The sequence below is a fragment of the Bradyrhizobium sp. genome (assembly GCF_035484855.1).
Taxonomy (GTDB): Bacteria; Pseudomonadota; Alphaproteobacteria; order Rhizobiales; family Xanthobacteraceae; genus Bradyrhizobium.
Genome location: NZ_DATHOP010000114.1, coordinates 1 through 18,431, shown reverse-complemented (window position 1 = coordinate 18,431; position 18,431 = coordinate 1). Strand labels below are relative to the sequence as shown.

General features: G+C 64.4%; 17 protein-coding genes, 1 tRNA gene and 2 pseudogenes. 7 read left to right on the top strand and 13 right to left on the bottom strand.

The window, feature by feature from the left end; all coding sequences use genetic code 11:
• The first annotated feature begins 30 nt into the window (after positions 1 to 30).
• Both trxA and VK804_RS13815 read left to right on the top strand, forming a co-directional pair.
• Positions 31 to 351 (top strand): thioredoxin, encoded by a 321-nt coding sequence (gene trxA, locus VK804_RS13820; protein WP_079606493.1) that lies wholly within the window; start codon positions 31 to 33, stop codon positions 349 to 351.
• A gap of 116 nt (positions 352 to 467) precedes the next feature.
• Positions 468 to 1,482: pseudogene (locus tag VK804_RS13815) on the top strand (ATP-dependent DNA ligase).
• On the opposite strand, the gene VK804_RS13810 reads toward VK804_RS13815, so the two are convergent.
• The 13 genes from VK804_RS13810 to aroA all read right to left on the bottom strand — a co-directional run bounded on the left by VK804_RS13810 (position 1,475) and on the right by aroA (position 14,400).
• A complete protein-coding gene (locus tag VK804_RS13810) occupies positions 1,475 to 2,215 on the bottom strand; it encodes a metallophosphoesterase family protein (protein ID WP_325371381.1) in 741 nt (246 codons plus the stop codon). The pseudogene VK804_RS13815 and the gene VK804_RS13810 overlap by 8 nt on opposite strands.
• Positions 2,216 to 2,222: 7 nt before the next feature.
• The gene (locus VK804_RS13805) at positions 2,223 to 3,566 is read right to left on the bottom strand and encodes a folylpolyglutamate synthase/dihydrofolate synthase family protein (RefSeq protein ID WP_325371380.1); all 1,344 of its coding nucleotides are present in this window, start codon (positions 3,564 to 3,566) and stop codon (positions 2,223 to 2,225) included.
• Positions 3,563 to 4,504: an acetyl-CoA carboxylase, carboxyltransferase subunit beta gene (accD, locus tag VK804_RS13800; RefSeq protein WP_325371379.1), complete on the bottom strand. Its 942-nt coding sequence runs from the start codon at positions 4,502 to 4,504 to the stop codon at positions 3,563 to 3,565. Before accD ends, VK804_RS13805 begins: the two co-directional genes overlap by 4 nt.
• A gap of 163 nt (positions 4,505 to 4,667) precedes the next feature.
• Positions 4,668 to 5,504, bottom strand: coding sequence for a tryptophan synthase subunit alpha (gene trpA / locus VK804_RS13795; RefSeq protein ID WP_325371378.1), 837 nt, complete (start codon positions 5,502 to 5,504; stop codon positions 4,668 to 4,670).
• 208 nt (positions 5,505 to 5,712) lie between these two features.
• Positions 5,713 to 6,930, bottom strand: a complete 1,218-nt coding sequence (trpB, locus tag VK804_RS13790) for a tryptophan synthase subunit beta (protein WP_325371377.1) — start codon at positions 6,928 to 6,930, stop codon at positions 5,713 to 5,715.
• A 44-nt stretch (positions 6,931 to 6,974) separates the two neighbouring features.
• Positions 6,975 to 7,682, bottom strand: coding sequence for a phosphoribosylanthranilate isomerase (locus VK804_RS13785; protein ID WP_325371376.1), 708 nt, complete (start codon positions 7,680 to 7,682; stop codon positions 6,975 to 6,977).
• A 64-nt stretch (positions 7,683 to 7,746) separates the two neighbouring features.
• Positions 7,747 to 8,139: a lipopolysaccharide assembly protein LapA domain-containing protein gene (locus tag VK804_RS13780; protein WP_325371375.1), complete on the bottom strand. Its 393-nt coding sequence runs from the start codon at positions 8,137 to 8,139 to the stop codon at positions 7,747 to 7,749.
• A gap of 90 nt (positions 8,140 to 8,229) precedes the next feature.
• The gene (locus tag VK804_RS13775) at positions 8,230 to 8,535 is read right to left on the bottom strand and encodes an integration host factor subunit beta (protein ID WP_325371374.1); all 306 of its coding nucleotides are present in this window, start codon (positions 8,533 to 8,535) and stop codon (positions 8,230 to 8,232) included.
• A 171-nt stretch (positions 8,536 to 8,706) separates the two neighbouring features.
• Positions 8,707 to 9,687, bottom strand: coding sequence for a signal peptide peptidase SppA (sppA, locus tag VK804_RS13770; RefSeq protein WP_325371373.1), 981 nt, complete (start codon positions 9,685 to 9,687; stop codon positions 8,707 to 8,709).
• 297 nt (positions 9,688 to 9,984) lie between these two features.
• Positions 9,985 to 11,688 carry a 30S ribosomal protein S1 gene (rpsA, locus tag VK804_RS13765; protein WP_325371372.1) on the bottom strand — a complete coding sequence of 568 codons (1,704 nt, stop codon included), beginning with the start codon at positions 11,686 to 11,688 and terminating at the stop codon, positions 9,985 to 9,987.
• Between the two features lie 237 nt (positions 11,689 to 11,925).
• Positions 11,926 to 12,564 carry a (d)CMP kinase gene (gene cmk / locus VK804_RS13760; protein WP_325371371.1) on the bottom strand — a complete coding sequence of 213 codons (639 nt, stop codon included), beginning with the start codon at positions 12,562 to 12,564 and terminating at the stop codon, positions 11,926 to 11,928.
• Between the two features lie 6 nt (positions 12,565 to 12,570).
• Positions 12,571 to 13,002 (bottom strand): hypothetical protein, encoded by a 432-nt coding sequence (locus VK804_RS13755; RefSeq protein ID WP_325371370.1) that lies wholly within the window; start codon positions 13,000 to 13,002, stop codon positions 12,571 to 12,573.
• A gap of 30 nt (positions 13,003 to 13,032) precedes the next feature.
• Complete coding sequence (gene aroA, locus VK804_RS13750; protein ID WP_325371369.1) at positions 13,033 to 14,400, bottom strand: 3-phosphoshikimate 1-carboxyvinyltransferase; 1,368 nt, start codon at positions 14,398 to 14,400, stop codon at positions 13,033 to 13,035.
• Positions 14,401 to 14,511: 111 nt separating this feature from the next.
• Between aroA and VK804_RS13745 the strand changes: the two genes are divergently transcribed.
• The 5 genes and pseudogenes from VK804_RS13745 to VK804_RS13725 all read left to right on the top strand — a co-directional run.
• Positions 14,512 to 14,937, top strand: a complete 426-nt coding sequence (locus VK804_RS13745) for a TIGR02300 family protein (RefSeq protein WP_325371368.1) — start codon at positions 14,512 to 14,514, stop codon at positions 14,935 to 14,937.
• A gap of 119 nt (positions 14,938 to 15,056) precedes the next feature.
• A tRNA-Ala gene (locus VK804_RS13740) sits at positions 15,057 to 15,132 on the top strand.
• A gap of 252 nt (positions 15,133 to 15,384) precedes the next feature.
• Positions 15,385 to 16,590: a CaiB/BaiF CoA-transferase family protein gene (locus tag VK804_RS13735; RefSeq protein ID WP_325371367.1), complete on the top strand. Its 1,206-nt coding sequence runs from the start codon at positions 15,385 to 15,387 to the stop codon at positions 16,588 to 16,590.
• A gap of 281 nt (positions 16,591 to 16,871) precedes the next feature.
• Positions 16,872 to 18,185, top strand: coding sequence for a sn-glycerol-3-phosphate ABC transporter substrate-binding protein UgpB (gene ugpB, locus VK804_RS13730; protein WP_325371366.1), 1,314 nt, complete (start codon positions 16,872 to 16,874; stop codon positions 18,183 to 18,185).
• 58 nt (positions 18,186 to 18,243) lie between these two features.
• Positions 18,244 to 18,431 (top strand): annotated as a pseudogene (locus VK804_RS13725) (glycerol-3-phosphate transporter permease); the annotation flags it as partial.

Genomic DNA, 18,431 nt, shown 5'->3' with positions numbered 1-18,431 from the left:
CATCCTTCCCGAACCGAACGAGGTATTCCGATGGCCGTTGGCAAGGTTTCTGACGCCGATTTCGAAGCCGAAGTGCTCAAGGCGACCGGCCCGGTCGTGGTCGATTTCTGGGCCGAATGGTGCGGTCCGTGCCGCATGATCGCGCCCGCGCTCGACGAGATTTCCGGCGTCATGGGCGACAAAGTCAAGATCGTCAAGCTGAACGTCGACGAGAGCCCGAAGACGGCCTCCAAATACGGCGTGATGTCGATCCCGACCCTGATGATCTTCAAGGGCGGCGAGATGGCCTCGCGCCAGGTCGGGGCCGCGCCGAAGCAGAAGCTGCAGCAGTGGATCACCGCTGCGGTCTGATTCGCTGCGCGACAATTATTTCCGAAAGCGGCCGGCGAATAGCCGGCCGTTTGCGTTGGGAGCCTATGCCGCCGCCGCGCCGAAGGACCGCCATGAAAGCCGCCGAACCGGTGGCCATGGAGGCGCGCTCGGTCGACGCCATTCCACGCGGGGCCGAATGGCAGTATGAGCCGAAATGGGACGGCTTTCGTTGCCTGCTCTCCCGCAAGGACGGCAAGGTCGATCTCCGCTCGAAGTCGGGTCAGGATCTGACGCGATACTTCCCCGAACTGGTCGAAGCCGCGCGCCACTTGAAGGCGCGATCGTTCCTCCTCGATGGCGAGATCGTCGTGCCGGAGGGCAGGGCGTTCTCCTTCGACGACCTGTTGCAGCGAATTCATCCCGCCGCCAGCCGGGTGAAGAGGCTTTCAGCGGACACGCCGGCGCTCTATCTCGCCTTCGACCTCCTGGGGAGTGCCGAACATAAAGACCTCGCCGCACGGCCGCTTCGTCAGAGGCGGCCGGCACTCGAGGCTTTTGCAAAAGCTCAGTTCAAATCCAATCCAACGTTTCGGCTATCGCCGGCGACGACGAGCTATGGGACCGCGAGGAAATGGCTGGCGCGGGCGGGCGGCGGTTGCGACGGCGTGATCGCCAAGCGCGTCGATCTGCCCTATCAATCCGGCAACCGCGACGGCATGCAGAAGATCAAGAATTTCCGCAGCGCCGACTGCGTGATCGGCGGCTTCCGCTACGCGACCAACAGGCTGAAGGGCAAGCGGGTCGTCGGATCGCTGTTGCTCGGCCTTTATGATCACGATGGCTTGCTGCATCATGTCGGCTTCACCTCGGCGATCAAGGCGCAGGACAAGCCCGAGCTGACGGCGAGACTGGAGCCGCTGATCGCTACCCCCGGGCTTCACCGGCAACGCGCCGGGCGGCCCCAGCCGGTGGTCGACCGAGCGTTCAGCGCAGTGGCATCCGCTCAAGCCAAAACTCGTCGTCGAGGTTGCTTACGACCATTTCAGCGGCGAGCGATTTCGCCATGGCACGTCGATCCTGCGCTGGCGTCCCGACAAGGCGCCGAAGCAATGCACATTCGATCAGCTCAAGCAGAAAACCGCCGACCCAATGAAACTGCTTTCTACCTGATCCAGCCTGTCGCCAGCGCGGAGGCCAGCTCCGGCTGGCCGTTGCGACGGGCCAGCGCCGCCATTGCCTCGTGATCGTAGGGCACCTGCCGGAAGGTCACGCTCCAGCCGCCATCGGCAAATTCCAGGATCGCATAGCGGGCATCGGGCGTGCCAGCTTCCATGACATGCGGAAATGGATGGACGTCGCGATAGCCGGGCGAGCCGACGCTGCCGGGATTGACGATCAGGCGCCCGTCGGAAAGCCGTACCGCACGCGCGATATGGCTGTGGCCGCAGAGCATGAGTGACTGCGCGATTCCCTTCGCGGCCTGCTCGATCGCTTCCAATGAGGCCATCCTAACCCTGCCGTCGGGCAACACGGTCTCCAGCCAATAGACCTCATCGCTTGCCGGCGTCGCGTGGCAGAGAAAGACGCGGTCGCGGTACACGCAAGTCGGCGGAATGCTGCGCAGCCAGTCGAGATGAAGGGCGTCGAGCTGCGCATGCGCGGGGCGGTCCCATGACCCCATCTTCCCGGGCGGCCGGTCGATCAGATAGCGATCGTGATTGCCCAGCACGTGGACGGCGTCGAGCGCCATCAGCGCATCCATGGTCGCTCGCGCGTCGAGCGGCCCGCTCGCCATGTCGCCGAGATCGACGATCTGGTCGATGCCTTGCGCGCGGATATCGGCGACCACGGCTTCCAGCGCGAGATGGTTTCCATGGACATCGGCAATCGCGGCAAAGCGCATTTGGACCCTATCCCGGCGGCGTGCCGTTGGCGGCCAGAACATGGCCGGCGAGATAGAGCGAGCCGGTAATCAGGATGCGCGGCGGTACTTCGTAGGTGAGACGCGCCAGCGCGCGCAGCGCGGCCTCGACGCTGCTTGTGGTTTCGACCCGCATGCCGAGCGCCCGCGCGGCATCCGCCAGCCGGTCCGGCGGCATCGCACCATCGCGGCCGGGGATCTGCACCGCGATGATATGACGCGTCAGCCCTGCGAAATTGGCCAGAAAGCCGCCCGCATCCTTGTTGGCCATCATGCCAGCGATCACCACCAGCGGCCGCGAGACGCGCTCCTCGAGATCGCCGAGCGCTGCCGCGGCGACGCGCCCGCCCTCGGCATTGTGGCCGCCGTCGAGCCAGATTTCCGAGCCTTGCGGGGCATGCTCCAGCAGTGTGCCCGACGCCAGCCGCTGCATCCGCGCCGGCCATTCGGCGTTGACGATGCCGGCCTCGAACGCGGCCGCGTCGACCTTGAACACGCTTTGAGCGCGCAGCGTCGCGATCGCGAGACCGGCATTGTCGAACTGGTGCCGGCCGAACAGTTTTGGCGCCGCCAGATCCATCAGGCCGCGCTCGTCCTGATAGACCAGCCGGCCGCGCTCGACATTGACATGCCACCCCTCGCCCGCCGAATACAGCGGCGCGTGCAAGCGTTTCGCCGCTTGCTCGATCACGGCAATCGCTTCCGGCGGCTGTTCGGCGCAAATCACCGGGACGCCGCGCTTGATGATGCCCGCTTTTTCGCGGGCGATCGCCGTCAGCGTATCGCCGAGGAATTCGGTATGATCCATGCTGACCGGCGCGATCACGGTCACGAGCGGCGCTTCGATCACGTTGGTGGAGTCCAGCCGGCCGCCGAGGCCTACTTCGAGCAGCACGACATCGGCCGGATGCTGCGCGAACAGGCAAAACGCCGCCGCAGTCTGGATCTCAAATATGGTGATGGGCGCGCCCGCGTTCGCCCGCTCGCAAACCTCCAGCGCCGTGGTGAGATCGTCGTCGCCGACCAGTACGCCGCCGCCGGTCCGGCCGAGCCGAAAGCATTCGTTGATCCGCACCAGGTATGGCGAGGTAAAGACATGGACGCGGAGCGCGGCCGCTTCCAGGATCGCGCGCAGATAGGCGATCGTCGAGCCCTTGCCATTGGTGCCGGCGACGTGGATCACCGGCGGCAGTTTTCGTTCGGGATGGTCGAGCCCGGCCAGCAGCCGATGCATCCGCTCGAGATCGAGATCGATGCGTTTGGGGTGCAGCGCGGACAGCCGCGCGATCAATTCGCCGAGCGGCGACGACGGCCTGGGGGCGGGCGCGTTCACGCGTGGGGTGCGGCCGGGGCGACGTCCGCACCTGATACGATCTGGGTGGGGAAAGTGACGGAGACTGCGGGTTTTGAGGCTGTCTCCGGCGCCGGCGACTTCGTCAGCAGCCGGCACAGCCGCGCCAGGGTCGGGCGCAGATCGTGGCGATGCACCACCATGTCGACCATGCCGTGGTCTTTCAGATATTCGGCGCGCTGAAACCCTTCCGGCAGCTTCTCGCGAATGGTCTGTTCGATCACGCGCGCGCCGGCAAAGCCGATCAGCGCGCCGGGCTCGGCGATCTGCACGTCGCCGAGCATGGCATAGGAGGCGGTGACGCCGCCGGTGGTCGGATTGGTCAAGACCACGATATAGGGCTGTTTCGCCTCGCGCAGCATCTGCACGCCGACGGTGGTGCGCGGCATCTGCATCAACGACAAAATGCCTTCCTGCATGCGGGCGCCGCCGGAGGCCGCGAACACGATGAACGGGGACTTCTTCTCGACCGCAAGCTCAAGCCCGCGCACGATGGCTTCGCCGGCGGCCATGCCGAGCGAGCCGCCCATGAAGTCAAAATCCTGTACCGCGATCACGACGGCTGCGCCTTCGAGCTTGCCATAGCCGACCTTGATGGCGTCGTTCAGCCCGGTGCGGGCGCGGGCATCCTTGATGCGGTCGGCGTAGCGGCGTTCGTCGCGAAATCTCAGCGGGTCAGCCGTTACCTCGGGCAGCGCCACGTCGAACCATGTCTCGTTGTCGAAGATCGATTTCAGCCGCGCCATCGCGCCCATGCGCATGTGGTAGTTCGAGCCGGGGATCACGAACTGATTGGCCTCGACGTCCTTGTAGAACACCAGCTGTCCGGAATCCGGGCACTTGATCCACAGATTCTCCGGCGTCTCGCGGCGCAGGATGCTGCGGATCTTCGGCCGGACGACGTTGGTGAGCCAATTCATGGTTCGCTCCGAATGGCGATCAAATCGCCTGGAATATATGGCGCCCCGGACATATCCCGGCAAGCCGGCGCTAGATTCTTGTTTTGACGCGTTTTCTTCACGCGAACCGGTGACCACTTCGCTCGAAAACGCTTTGCCCGTCTATCTCGCCTGCAATTGTGGCTTATTCCGCGGCCTGTTTCGCACCCCGGACGCCCTGCGCCAGCGAGGAAACCATATCGGCCACCGCACCGACGGTTTTGGCCGTCGCCCGGCCCTCGGCATCGAGGCTGCCGCGCAGCGCATCGACCAGCGCGGTGCCGACCACCGCACCATCGGCATTTTGCGCAATCGCGCGCGCAGCCTCAGGGGTGCGGATGCCGAAGCCGACACAGACCGGCAAGCTGGTGTGCCGCTTGATGCGGGCAACGGCCTCGCCGACGACACCGGAATCGGCGGCAGCGCTGCCGGTGATGCCGGTGATGGCAACGTAATAGACAAAGCCGGAGGTGTTGGCGAGCACGGCCGGAAGACGCTTGTCGTCGGTGGTCGGCGTCGCCAGCCGGATGAAATTCAGCCCGGCCTTGAGCGCCGGCAGGCACAATTCCTCGTCTTCCTCCGGCGGCAGGTCGACGATGATGAGGCCGTCGACGCCAGCGGACTTCGCGTCGACCAGGAACTTGTCGACGCCGTAGATGTAGATCGGATTGTAATAGCCCATCAGCACCAGCGGCGTGGCGTTGTCGCCGTTGCGAAACTCCCGCACCATCGCGAGCGTCTTCTTCAGCGTCATGCCGGCCTTCAGCGCGCGCAGGCCCGCCGCCTGGATGGCCGGACCGTCCGCCATCGGATCGGTGAAGGGCATGCCGATCTCGATGATGTCGGCGCCCGCCTTCGGCAGCGCCTTGATGATGTCGAGCGAGGTCGCAGGATCGGGATCGCCGGCCATCAGGAAGGTGATGAAGGCGGAGCGGCCTTGTTTCTTCAACTCGGCGAAGCGTGCATCGATGCGCGTGGTCATGATGCGGCGCCTGCGGTGCTGTGCCCGCCTCTTGCATTTGCATCTGCGGAAGCACCCCCACTCCGGCCCTCCCCCGCAAGCGGGAGAGGGGGCTGACCTCGCCGAGCAGACAGAGCGGTGCTTGCCCCGAATGCGGTCCGTTCCCTCTCCGGCTTGCGGGGGAGGGTTAGGGTGGGGGCTCTCTCCACGGACTCGATGCTGGCGGTCATCACTGCGTCTTCCCCCGCAGAATATCCGCCACCTGCGGGATGTCCTTGTCGCCGCGGCCGGAGAGGTTGATCACCATCAGGTGGTCTTTTGGCCGCTTCGGCGCGAGTTCCGTCACCTTGGCGATGGCATGCGCCGATTCCAGCGCGGGAATGATGCCTTCCAGCCGCGACAGCAGTTGAAACGCCGCCAGCGCCTCATCGTCGGTAGCGGACAGAAACGTGACGCGGCCCTGCTCGTACAGCCAGGAATGCTCCGGCCCGATGCCAGGATAATCCAGGCCTGCCGAAATCGAATGCGCGTCCTGGATCTGGCCGTCATCGTTCATCAACAGATAGGTTCGGTTACCGTGCAGCACGCCGGGCCGGCCTCCGGCAATCGAGGCCGCATGCAGTTGCGTCAGCCCGTGGCCGGCCGCCTCAACGCCGAAGATCTCGACGGAGGGATCGTCGAGGAAGGGATGAAACAGCCCCATCGCATTGGAGCCGCCGCCGATGCAGGCCACCAGCGAATCCGGCAAGCGGCCTTCCGCCTCCTGCAGCTGGGCGCGGGTCTCGATGCCGATCACCGACTGGAAATCGCGCACCATCGCCGGATAGGGATGCGGGCCCGCGACGGTGCCGATGCAGTAATAGGTGTTGTGGACGTTGGTCACCCAGTCGCGCAGCGCCTCGTTCATCGCGTCCTTCAGCGTTCGCGTGCCCGATTGCACCGCGATCACTTTGGCGCCCAGCATTTCCATGCGGAACACGTTCGGCGCCTGCCGCGCGACGTCGACCGCGCCCATATAGACCACGCATTCGAGCCCGAACCGCGCGCACAAGGTCGCGGTGGCGACGCCATGCTGGCCGGCGCCGGTCTCGGCGATGATGCGCTTCTTGCCCATCCGCCGCGCCACCATGATCTGGCCGAGCACATTGTTGACCTTGTGCGAGCCCGTGTGGTTCAGCTCCTCGCGCTTGAGATAGATTTTTGCGCCGCCAAGATGTTCGGTCAGCCGTTCAGCGAAATACAGCGGCGACGGCCGCCCGACATAGTCCCGGAGATAGCCGTTCATCTCCTTCTGGAATGCCGGATCAGCTTTGGCCTCGGCATAGGCCTTTTCCAGGTCGAGGATCAGCGGCATCAGCGTTTCCGCGACGAAGCGGCCGCCGAAAATGCCGAAATGACCGCGCTCGTCGGGGCCGCTGCGGTAGGAGTTGGGTATTGCGGGACTCATCTTCGCCTTTCGTCATGGCCGGGCTTGTCCCGGCCATCCACGTCTTACTTGCTTTGAGTTTCAAAAGACGTGGATGCCCGGGACAAGCCCGGGCATGACGCCGTCGAGTTTTCGGTGGCGCGCGCGGCGTGGATAAAGGCGCGGATCATCTCGGGATCCTTGACGCCGGGGGTGCGTTCGACGCCCGAGGAGACATCGACGCCGCCGGCGCGGGAGATGCGAACGGCGTCTGCGACATTTTCCGCATTAAGCCCGCCCGAGACCATGAACGGCAGTTTCAGGTCGAGATGTTCCAGCACATGCCAGTCGAACACCGCACCGAGGCCGCCCGGTCGCGTGGCCTCCTTCGGCGCGCGGGCGTCGAACAGGATGCGGTCGGCGACCGCGGCATAGCCGGCCAACGAGGCAAGGTCGGCCGATGTCTCGACCGCGATCGCCTTCATGACCGGCAATCCGAATTTCTGCTTGATGTCGGCGAGCCGCGCCACGCTCTCCTTGCCGTGCAGCTGCAGCATATCGGGCTGCAGCGCCTCGACGATGTCGGCGAGCGTCGCATCGTCGGCATCGACGGTGAGCGCGACCTTTTTCGCGCGCCGCTTGACCTGGTTGCCGAGTTCGCGGGCCGCCTCAAAGCCGATATGCCGCGGCGACGGGGAGAAGAACACGAACCCGACCATATCCGCGCCGGCGTCCAGCGCGACGTCGAGCGTCTCGCGCGTGGACAGGCCGCAAATTTTGACGATCAGGGACATGTTTCAGGGCACGGGTCAGGGCTGCGGGCTGGGCCGGAAATAGGATGCGCTCGCGGCCCGCGTTCTACAACGTCGCGCCCTGCTTGTCTCGCCCGGAGGCCCCATATGGGCCGGCTGGCTGCGGGGCCGGCAGGCGCTGCGGATTGTAGCGTGCAGGCGAGCTGCCGGCACGCAGTTCGGCGAGCTGGGCACGCGCGGCGTTCGCATCGGCCTCGTGCCGGCGTGCGGCGCGCCGCCAGTGGCGCTGCCGGAACCAGGTGGCGGTGCCGCCCGCCGCCACGCCGAGGATCGCCACCGCGATGATGACGACGAACAGCGGCAGCCTGACCGCGATCGACGGATCGGCCGAATTGAACGGGTCGAACGACACGGTTACCGAATGCCGGTTTGCGACCGCGAATACGACAAAGATCAGGCCCAACGGGATCAGCACCACTGCGGTAAAGAACTTGCGCATGATCCCTCTCGCGTTGCTGAAAACCCGGCGGGCGCGCAGTCCGAAAACACGCCCGGCTTTGCGGCCCGATGATGCGCGATCCGAAAACGCTTATGCGCCGGTTTCGGGCGCTCCGCTCTCGCGGTTCAGCCGTTCACGCATTTCCTTGCCCGTCTTGAAAAACGGGACGCTCTTCTGATCGACCGGTACATGCGCGCCGGTCCGCGGATTGCGCCCCGCGCGCGCGGGGCGGTGCTTGACCGAGAAAGCACCGAAACCGCGCAGCTCGACCCGGTCGCCGCGAGCCAGGGCGGCAACGATCTCATCGAGGATCGCGTTCACAATGTTCTCGACATCCCGCTGGTAGAGATGCGGGTTGTGCTCGGCGATACGCTGAACAAGTTCGGATTTGATCATCGAGACTGGGACCCGGGAAGGTGCGGATATCCATTTCCGTGAAAATGCCTTGAACTGTCAAGACGCTAAATCAAGTTTGGCCGGCGCGAAAAGGCGTGACAGAGGTCCCGGGCGGGGTTTGTGACAGTACCCGCAATGCGGGACAGGGGGCGGAAACCGGACATAGGCCGCTCAATTGGTACCCCCGGGTTGCCACAGCGCCAGCATACCGTCGAGGCTTAGCCCGTCGACCGCCCCTGCGACGCCAACCTGCTCGATCCGCCTCGCCATGCCACTGAAGCCGAGCGCATCGAGCGTGATCGAGGCCGCCGTGCGCAGGAAAGTCAGGTCGCCGAAGCGCGGCGCCAGCTTGTAGTCGCGCACCGGCAGGCCGGCCTTGACGCCCTTCTCCGCGACCAGCCACGCCACCGCGGTTTTCTCGTCGCCGAGTTGATCGACCAGTTTGAGGTCGACCGCCTGGTGGCCGGTGAACACCCGTCCGTCCGCGACCTTGTCGAGCAAGGCGTCGTCCATGCCGCGCCGGTCCTTCACCAGGCCGCGGAACCAGGCGTAGGAGTCCTTCACCAGCGAATCCAGCGCCGCGCGCGCTTCCGGACTGGTCGGCTCGAAGCCGTTGGGGGCCGCTTTCAGCGGTGAGGACTTCACTTCCTCGACCTTGACGCCGACGGTTTTCAAAAGATCCGTGAAGTTCGGAAACTGAAACAGCACGCCGATCGAACCGACCAGCGAGGTCTGTTGCGCCACGATATGATCGGCCGCGATCGCAGTGATGTAGCCGCCCGATGCAGCCAGGCCTTCGACCACCACGACCAGCGGCTTCTTTGCCTTCAGGCTCGTCAGCGCATCGTAGAGCTGTTCGGAGCCGGCCGTGGTGCCGCCGGGCGAGTTGATGTGCACGATGACCGCCGCGGCGCTGGATTTCTCCAGCCGCTCCAGCGCCGCCACCCGATCATTGTCGCTGAGGATCAGGCCGTCGATTTGGATGCGCGCGATCGAGCCCGCCGTCGAGAACGCGCCGCGCCCGCCCGGCGTCGCGATCACCCCGATCGCGACGATCGCGGCAATCGCCAGCACCGCCGCGGCGACGCGCCAGAACGTCAGCTTGCGGCGAATCCTGCGGCGGTCGACGATCACGTCCGATTCAAGCGACATCGAAAATTCTCCCGGAAGCGGCTACCCGAGGGATCGCACGGCGTCCTCTGCATAGCCCTAATATGGCGTGTCATGATTACATCAATTGCGATGCAATATGAAGAAAACAAGGCCCCCTCGTCGCCCCGGCGAACGCCGGGGCCCATATTCCGCGGCGGTAATTGTTGTTGAAGGTCTTTACCACGGTGCCCCCATCGACAGGGCACGGCGTATGGATTCCGGCGTTCGCCGGGATGACGAACAAAAAGGCCCCGGTCGAAACCGGGGCCCGATTGATGAAGCCGGTAAGCGCTGACCTTACTTGTCGGTGCGCTGTTTGAGGGCGGTGCCGAGAATGTCGCCCAGCGTCGCCCCCGAATCGGAGGAGCCATATTGCGCGATGGCTTCCTTCTCTTCGGCGACTTCGAGTGCCTTGATCGAGACCTGCACCTTGCGGGCCTTCTTGTCGAACTGGATCACCCGCGCGTCGACCTTTTCGCCCACGGCGAAACGTTCGGCGCGCTGATCGGCGCGCTCGCGCGCCAGCTCCGAACGCTTGATGAAGGTGGTGAAGTCGGTGCCGACGATCTTGACCTCGATGCCGCTTTCCTTGACCTCGAGCACTTCGCAGGTCACCACCGCGCCCTTCTTGACGTCGCCGGGCTCCGCGAACGGATCGCCCTCGAGCTGCTTGACGCCGAGCGAGATGCGCTCCTTCTCGACATCGACGTCGAGCACCACGGCCTTGACCATGTCGCCCTTCTTGAAGTTGTCGATCACCTGCTCGCCCGGGAGCTTCCAGTCGAGGTCGGACAGATGCACCATGCCGTCGACGTCGCCCTCGAGCCCGAGGAACAGGCCGAACTCGGTCTTGTTCTTGACCTCGCCCTCGACCACCGAGCCGACCGGGAATTTCTCGACGAAGACTTCCCATGGGTTGCGCATGGTCTGTTTGAGACCGAGCGAAATCCGGCGCTTGACCGAATCCACTTCCAGCACCTGCACTTCGACTTCCTGCGAGGTCGAGACGATCTTGCCGGGGTGCATGTTCTTCTTGGTCCACGACATTTCCGAGACGTGGATCAGGCCTTCGATGCCCGGCTCCAGCTCGACGAAGGCACCGTAGTCGGTGATGTTGGTGACGCGGCCGGTGAAGCGCGCGTTCAGCGGATATTTCGCCTCGATGCCCTGCCACGGATCGTCCAGCAGCTGCTTCATGCCGAGCGAGATACGGTGGGTCTCGTGGTTGATCTTGATGATCTTGACCTTGACGGTCTGGCCGATGGTGAGCACCTCGGTCGGGTGGTTGACCCTTCGCCAGGCGATATCGGTGACGTGCAGCAGGCCGTCGATGCCGCCGAGGTCGACGAACGCGCCGTAATCGGTGATGTTCTTGACCACGCCGTCGATGACCTGACCTTCTTCGAGGTTCTGCACCAGTTCCTGGCGCTGCTCGGCGCGGGTCTCTTCCAGCACGGTGCGGCGCGACACCACGATGTTGCCGCGGCGGCGATCCATCTTCAGGATCTGGAATGGCTGCGAATTGTTCATCAGCGGTGCGACGTCGCGGATCGGGCGGATGTCGACCTGCGAGCGCGGCAGGAAGGCGACCGCGCCGTCGAGGTCGACGGTGAAGCCGCCCTTGACCTGGTTGAAGATGACGCCGTGCACCTTCTCGTTATTGTTGAAGGCCTTTTCCAGCTTGCCCCAGCTCTCCTCGCGGCGCGCCTTGTCGCGCGACAGCACGGCTTCGCCGAGCGCATTCTCGATGCGGTCGAGAAACACCTCGACCACGTCGCCCACCTTGAGTTCGCTTTCTTTGCCGGGCCCGGCGAATTCGCGTAGCGCCACACGGCCCTCGGTCTTCAGGCCGACGTCGATGACGGCCATGTCCTTCTCGATCGCAACAACGGTGCCCTTGATGACGGAGCTTTCCTGCAGATTGCCGCCGGCGAAGGACTCGTCGAGCATGGCGGCAAAATCGTCGCGGGAAGGATTATAGGAAGTAGCAGTCGAAGCCATTTGTTCTCCAGATGCGGGTATTGCCGGCCATTGGGGTTTTGGGGCGTATCGCGCGTGAAGTGCCAGGGTTCCGCAAATCCCTGACGACCGCCTTTGCGACAATGCGCAAATGGCGGGCCGGCAGCATGCCTGCACGTTCGAGACGTTGGTTTTGTCCGGGACCTGAACGAGGCAATCGACCTCGGGATATCGATGTTCAAGACCTGGAGCGGGCTTTCCTCCAATGACGGCGGCGGATTAGACCCGCTGCCGGCCCGCTCGGACGGCCTCGACAATGTCGATGGCGGCCTGGACGCTGCCTTCTATATCCAAATGGGAGTTATCGAGCAAGTAAGCATCCGCGGCCTGCTTTAAAGGAGCGGTGGCGCGATTTTGGTCACGTTCGTCGCGCTTGAGGATATCCGCCAGCACCGCGGCCTCGTCGACGTCCTCGCCCCGAGCGCGAGCCTCCAGCGTCCTGCGGCGGGCGCGGACCTTCGGGTCGGCGACGACGAAAATCTTCACGTCGGCATGCGGGCAGATCACGGTTCCGATGTCGCGGCCGTCGAGCACCGCGCCGGGCGGATCGGCGGCAAATTGGCGCTGAAAATTCAGCAAAACCTCCCGCACCCTGGGGATCGCCGAGACCACCGAGGCGGCATCGCCCACGGCCTGGGTCTTGAGCGCGGGATCGCCGAACTTTTCGGGGTCGAGCGCCAATGCCGCTGACACCGCGATCATCTCGTCGGTCAGGTCGGCGCCGGCGTCCAACAGCGCCTTGGCGACCGCGCGGTAGATCACGCCGGTATCGAGGTGACGATAGCCGTAATGCCGGGCAAGCCGCTTGCCGAGCGTGCCTTTGCCGGAAGCTGCCGGTCCGTCGATGGCGATGATCATGCTGGCCTATGTCTTGGCTGGCTGCGGGCCACGGGCCCGCCGCAGCGGCCGTTCCTCGGTGAAGATGTTGCGCGAGGCGAATTCGCCGGGGCTGGCAAAGGTCAGGTATTCGCGCATGCCGTCGGTCACAAACTCGCGCGTCCAGTCGATGAAAATCGAACTCGTGTGCCAAGGTCGATCGAGAAAACGTGCAGGACCGCAAACCCACTTCGGTACATGACCCATCCTGTGCTGCTTGGCCAGGTATTCGGCGATTGCCCCAACCAACGCATCGAACCTTTTGTCGTTCGTCAATGCCGGTTCCTCGGCGATCGTATCGTAACGGGCCTCAGTCGTGGCTACGAGGTCGAACATATCGACAAACTCGGCCAGCGTCACAGTCGGCGATGCGCCGCGTCGAATTCTATCGACAGCCTCTGCAAGCGTATTTGGACCCATCGGATCGTCCTTCCGCTCGACATCGTTCAGCTAGGCGAACTCCGCACCAAGCCCGCGCATCATCGGAATGAAATCCGGAAATGAGGTGGCGATGAAGGAGGTGTCGTCGACCTTCACCGGCTTGTCGGCGGCAAGTCCCATCACCAGCGCCGACATCGCGATGCGGTGGTCCATGTGGGTGGCAACCAGGCCCTCGCCCGGCACGTGGCCGCGGCCCTCGACAATCAGGTCGTCGCCCGAAATCTCGACCTTGACGCCGTTGACCCGCAGCATGGCGGCGGTGGCCTCGAGCCGGTCGGACTCCTTGACGCGCAATTCCTTGAGGCCGCGCATGATCGTCGTGCCTTCGGCGAAGGAAGCCGCCACCGCCAGCACCAGATATTCGTCGATCATCGAGGGCGCGCGCTCGGGCGGCACCTCGACGCCGCGCAGTTTCGAGGCGCGCACCCGTAGCCGCGCCATCGGCTCGCCGGTATCGCCGCGGATTTCGCTTTCCTCGATCAAGGCGCCCATTTCGCGCAGCGTCGTCAACAGCCCGGTGCGCAGCGGATTGGTCATGACGTCCGACAGAACGAGGTCGGAGCCTTCGACGATCAAGGCCGCGACGATCGGGAAGGCCGCCGAGGACGGATCGGCCGGCACCACCACCTCAGTGCCATGCAGTTCGGGCTGACCGGTCAGCGCGATCCTGCGGCCGTGGCTGCCTTCCCGCGTCGAGACGATCTCGGCGCCAAAATGCTTCAGCATCAACTCGGTATGGTCGCGGCTCGCCTCGGTCTCGATCACCATGGTGACGCCCGGCGCGGCCAGCCCCGCCAGCAGCACCGCGGACTTGATCTGGGCCGAGGCGACCGGTGTTTGATAGCGGATCGGCAGGGGATCGCGGGCGCCCTCGAGCCGCAATGGCAGCCGGCCGCCCTGCTCGCTTTCGCCCACCCGCGCGCCCATCAATTCCAGGGGATCGAGTATCCGCCGCATCGGACGCGAGCGCAGCGACGCATCACCGTCGAAAACCGCCGATATCGGGCAGCCCGCTACCGCTCCCATCGCCAGCCGGCAACCGGTGCCCGAATTGCCGAAATCGAGCGGTGCCCGTGGCTGGGCGAAGCCGGCTACGCCAACGCCGCGCACGGTCCAGGCGAAATCGCCTGATCGTTCGACCTTCGCGCCCAGTTCCCGCATCGCCCTGGCGGTATTGAGGACGTCGTCGCCCTCCAGCAGGCCGGAAATACGGGTTTCGCCGACCGCCAGCGCGCCCAGGATCAGGGCCCGGTGCGAAATCGACTTGTCGCCGGGGACCCGGACCTTCCCGGTCAGGGGTCCGCTGGAGCGGGCTTCAAGCGGCTGGGCGGATTGGGTCAAGATTGTGTCCTCTGGCGCGGGGCGCAGGTACCACATGGGCGGCGGCGCGTCACGCAGGCATCCGTCTCATGTAAAGCGCTATTGACAGCGGCGTGGCAACTAGCCAAGTGAAGCACCGTTTTTCAAAAAATTCCCAGGATTCCACACGTGGCCAAGTCCGATCTCGGAACCAAACGTATTTGCCCGACGACGGGCAAGAAATTCTATGATCTCAACAAGAGCCCGGTGATCTCTCCCTATACCGGTGAGATCGTGCCGATTGCCCCGGTGCCGCCGCCGCGGACCCGTGCCGACGCCGCGGCCCGCGCCAGCGCCGCGGCTGCCGCCTCCGCCGCCGAGGCCGTGCCCGAGCCGGTCGAGGCGGAAGAGTTGGTGCCGCTCGAGGAGGCCGACGCCGAGGAGAATACCGGCAAGGTCAAGGCGGTCGTGCCGGAGTCCGAGGACGACATCGAGATCGACGAGACCATCGAAGATGACGACGATGACGATTCCACCTTCATCGCCGACGAGGAGGAAGGCGACGAGGACGTCACCGACATCATCGGCGACGTCGGCGGCGACGAGGAGACTTGAGATCGGCCCTGAACTGTGTTCAGGGTTTTCGCCCGCGGGTCGCCCAGACCCGCGGACAGCGTGATCCGGAAAAGTGCGAAGCGGTTTTCCGAAAAAGATCATGCTAAAATGAGGCGTGAGGGGCCATAGCTCAGCTGGGAGAGCGCTTGCATGGCATGCAAGAGGTCGGCGGTTCGATCCCGCCTGGCTCCACCACGCTTCGCCCTTCGGGCTCGCGTGGCGCCGGCGCGTGAATGCCAATTTCCGTCATTGCGAGCGCAGCGAAGCAATCCAGCTTTCTTGCTTGCTGCTCGATGGATTGCTTCGCGGAGCCTGTCATCGGGCGCGCATTTGCGCGACCCGTTGGCTCGCAATGACGGCTTATGGCTCCGGCGTGGGATTTGCGAAGAAGCCGCTCTGATGCTTAAAGCTTCCTGACATCCCTCGGCAACTTCGCAAGCAGCACCCATGCCTCCTGAACCTTCCCCTGGCGCGATGACCGGATTGCGCGTGATCGACCTGACGCGGGTTCTCGGCGGGCCCTATTGCACGCAGATCCTCGCCGATCACGGCGCCGACGTGATCAAGGTCGAGCCGCCCGCCGGCGACGAGGTCCGCGACTGGGGCCCGCCATTCCATAATGAAGACGCGGCCTATTTCGTCGGCATCAACCGCAACAAGCGCTCGATCGGGCTCGATCTCGCTTCCGTTGGCGGTCGCGCGGTGCTGATGAAGATGCTGGAGAGCGCCGATGTGCTGATCGAGAATTTCAAGCCGGGCACGCTCGACAAGTGGGGCATCGGCAACGAGGTGCTGCGCGCGAAATTTCCGCGCCTGGTGCACTGCCGGATTTCCGGTTTCGGCGCCGACGGCCCGCGCGGCGGCAATCCCGGCTATGACGCCATCATCCAGGCCATGACCGGCATGATCGCCGCGACCGGCTCGCCGCAATCGGGGCCGATGCGGATCGGCGTTCCGCTGGTCGACATCTCGACCGGCCTTTACGCGGCAATCGGAATCCTGATGGCGCTGGCCGAGCGGCAGAAATCGGGCCTCGGCCAATTTCTCGAGACCACGCTGTATGAAACCGGCCTTGCCATCATGCATCCGCATGCCGCGAATTATTTCATGCACGGCAAACCGCCGAAACTCACCGGCAACGAGCACCCGAACCTCGTGCCTTACGCGATCTTCCCGACCCGGACCGACGACATCTTCATCGGCGTCGGCAATGACGGCACCTTCCGCAAGCTCGCCAAGGAGATCGGCAAGCCCGAACTCGGCACCGACCCGCGCTTTGCCCGCAACAAGGACCGCATCGCCAACCGTGACGCGCTGCGCGCCGAACTCGCCGCGGTGTTCAGCCAGCAGGATGCCGGACCGCTGTGCGATCGCCTGCTCGCGGCGGGATTGCCGGCCGGGCCGGTGCAGTCGATCGCCCAGGCGCTGACCAGCGCCCATACCGTCCACCGCGGCGATATCGTCGAGAAGGACTGGTACAAGGGGGTCGCCTCGCCGATCCGGATGGAGCGCAGCAAGGCCAGCCTGCGCCGCGTCCCGCCGAAATTCAGCCAGGACACGGCCGGGGTGCTGGCCGAGTTCGGCTATTCCGGAGCCGACGTCGACGGCCTGATCGCCAAGGGCGTGGTCTGCGGGTCTGAGCGCAAGCGCTAGTTTCGTGCCACGGATGCTGTGCGGCAGGCCGCTCTTGCGGCGTGGTGCGCTGCTGATCGAGGCCCATCCGTCTCTGTATCAATGGGTCCCGGCTCTGCGGTGCATCGCTGAAGATGCGCTGCACCGCGTCCGGGACACGAGATCGTCGTCTTCGCCTATTTTCCGCTTCCCTTGGCCCGCGCTTCCCCAATACCATCCTTTCGCTTATACGGTCATTTGCACGTCATCCGGCGCTGTTATCGCGCAAAACGAAGATGGCGGCCCCAACCTGGAGGAATTTCATGGCACTTCGACGATTCGGCGCGGCGGCGGCAACAGCGGTTGGACTTGCGCTTGCGACACCTGCTCACGCCGTCACCGAGATTCAGTGGTGGCACGCGATGACCGGCCCGAACAACGACGTCGTGGTCAAGCTCGCCAATGACTTCAACGCTTCGCAAAGCGACTACAAGATCGTTCCGAGCTTCAAGGGCAGCTACGCCGATGTACTGAACGCCGGGATCGCGGCGTTTCGGGCCGGCAACGCGCCCGGCATCATGCAGGTGTTCGAGGTCGGCACCGCGACCATGATGGCTGCCAAGGGCGCCGTCAAACCGGTTTCCGAATTGATGAAGGAGCAGGGCGAGAAATTCGATCCCAAATCCTATCTGCCGGCGATCACCGGTTACTACTCGACCTCGAAGGGCGACATGCTGTCGTTTCCGTTCAATTCGTCGAGCATGGTGATGTGGGTCAATCTCGACGCGCTGAAGAAGGCCGATATCGCCGAGCCGCCGAAGACCTGGCCCGAAGTATTTGCCGACGCCAAGAAGCTGCATGCAACCAGCCCGACCTGCGGCTTCTCCTCGGCCTGGGGCTCCTGGGGCCTGATCGAACAGTTTTCGGCCTGGCACAACGTGCCGATGGGCACCAAGGCCAACGGGCTCGACGGCTTCGACACCGTGCTCGAATTCAACACCCCGCTGGAAACCAAGCTGCTGGACACCCTCGCCGACCTGCAAAAGGACAAGAGCTACGATTATTCGGGACGCACCAACACCGGCGAAGGACGCTTCACCTCGGGTGAATGCCCGATGTTCATGACCTCCTCGGCGTTCTATCCGAACGTCAAGGCGAACGCCAAGTTCGCTTATACCGCGGTACCGATGCCGTATTTCCCCGACGTCAGCGGCGCGCCGCAGAATTCCATCATCGGCGGCGCCTCGCTCTGGGTGATGGGCGGAAAATCGCCGGAGGAATACAAGGGGATCGCAAAATTCTTCACCTTCCTCTCGGACACCGACCGCCAGGCCAATTTGCATCAGGTCTCGGGTTATCTGCCGATCACCAAGGCGGCGTATGAAAAGACCAAGGCGGATGGCTTCTACGAAAAGAACCCGATCCTCGAAGTGCCGCTGAAGGAATTGACCAACAAGCCGCCGACCGAGAATTCACGCGGCCTGCGCTTCGGCGGCATGGTGCAGTTGCGCGACGTGTTCGCCGAGGAGATCGAGGCGGCGCTCGCCGGCAAGAAGTCGGCGAAGGACGCACTCGACGAAGCGGTGTCGCGCGGCAACGCGATGCTGCGGCAGTTCGAACGTACCGCCGTCAAGTAGTGAGGGCTGAGGTTGATGGCCGGGCGTATCCCGGCCATCATCCATCCAGCGGGGCATTATGGAAAACCGGGCGATCTTCTCGGGCAGGCTGCTGCCGTATCTCTTGATCCTGCCGCAGCTTGCGGTCTCCCTGATCTTTTTCTACTGGCCGGCGGCGCAGGCGCTGTGGCAATCGTTCCTGGTGCAGGACGCGTTCGGGCTGTCGACCGAATTCGTCTGGTTCGAGAACTACGTCTCGCTGCTGCA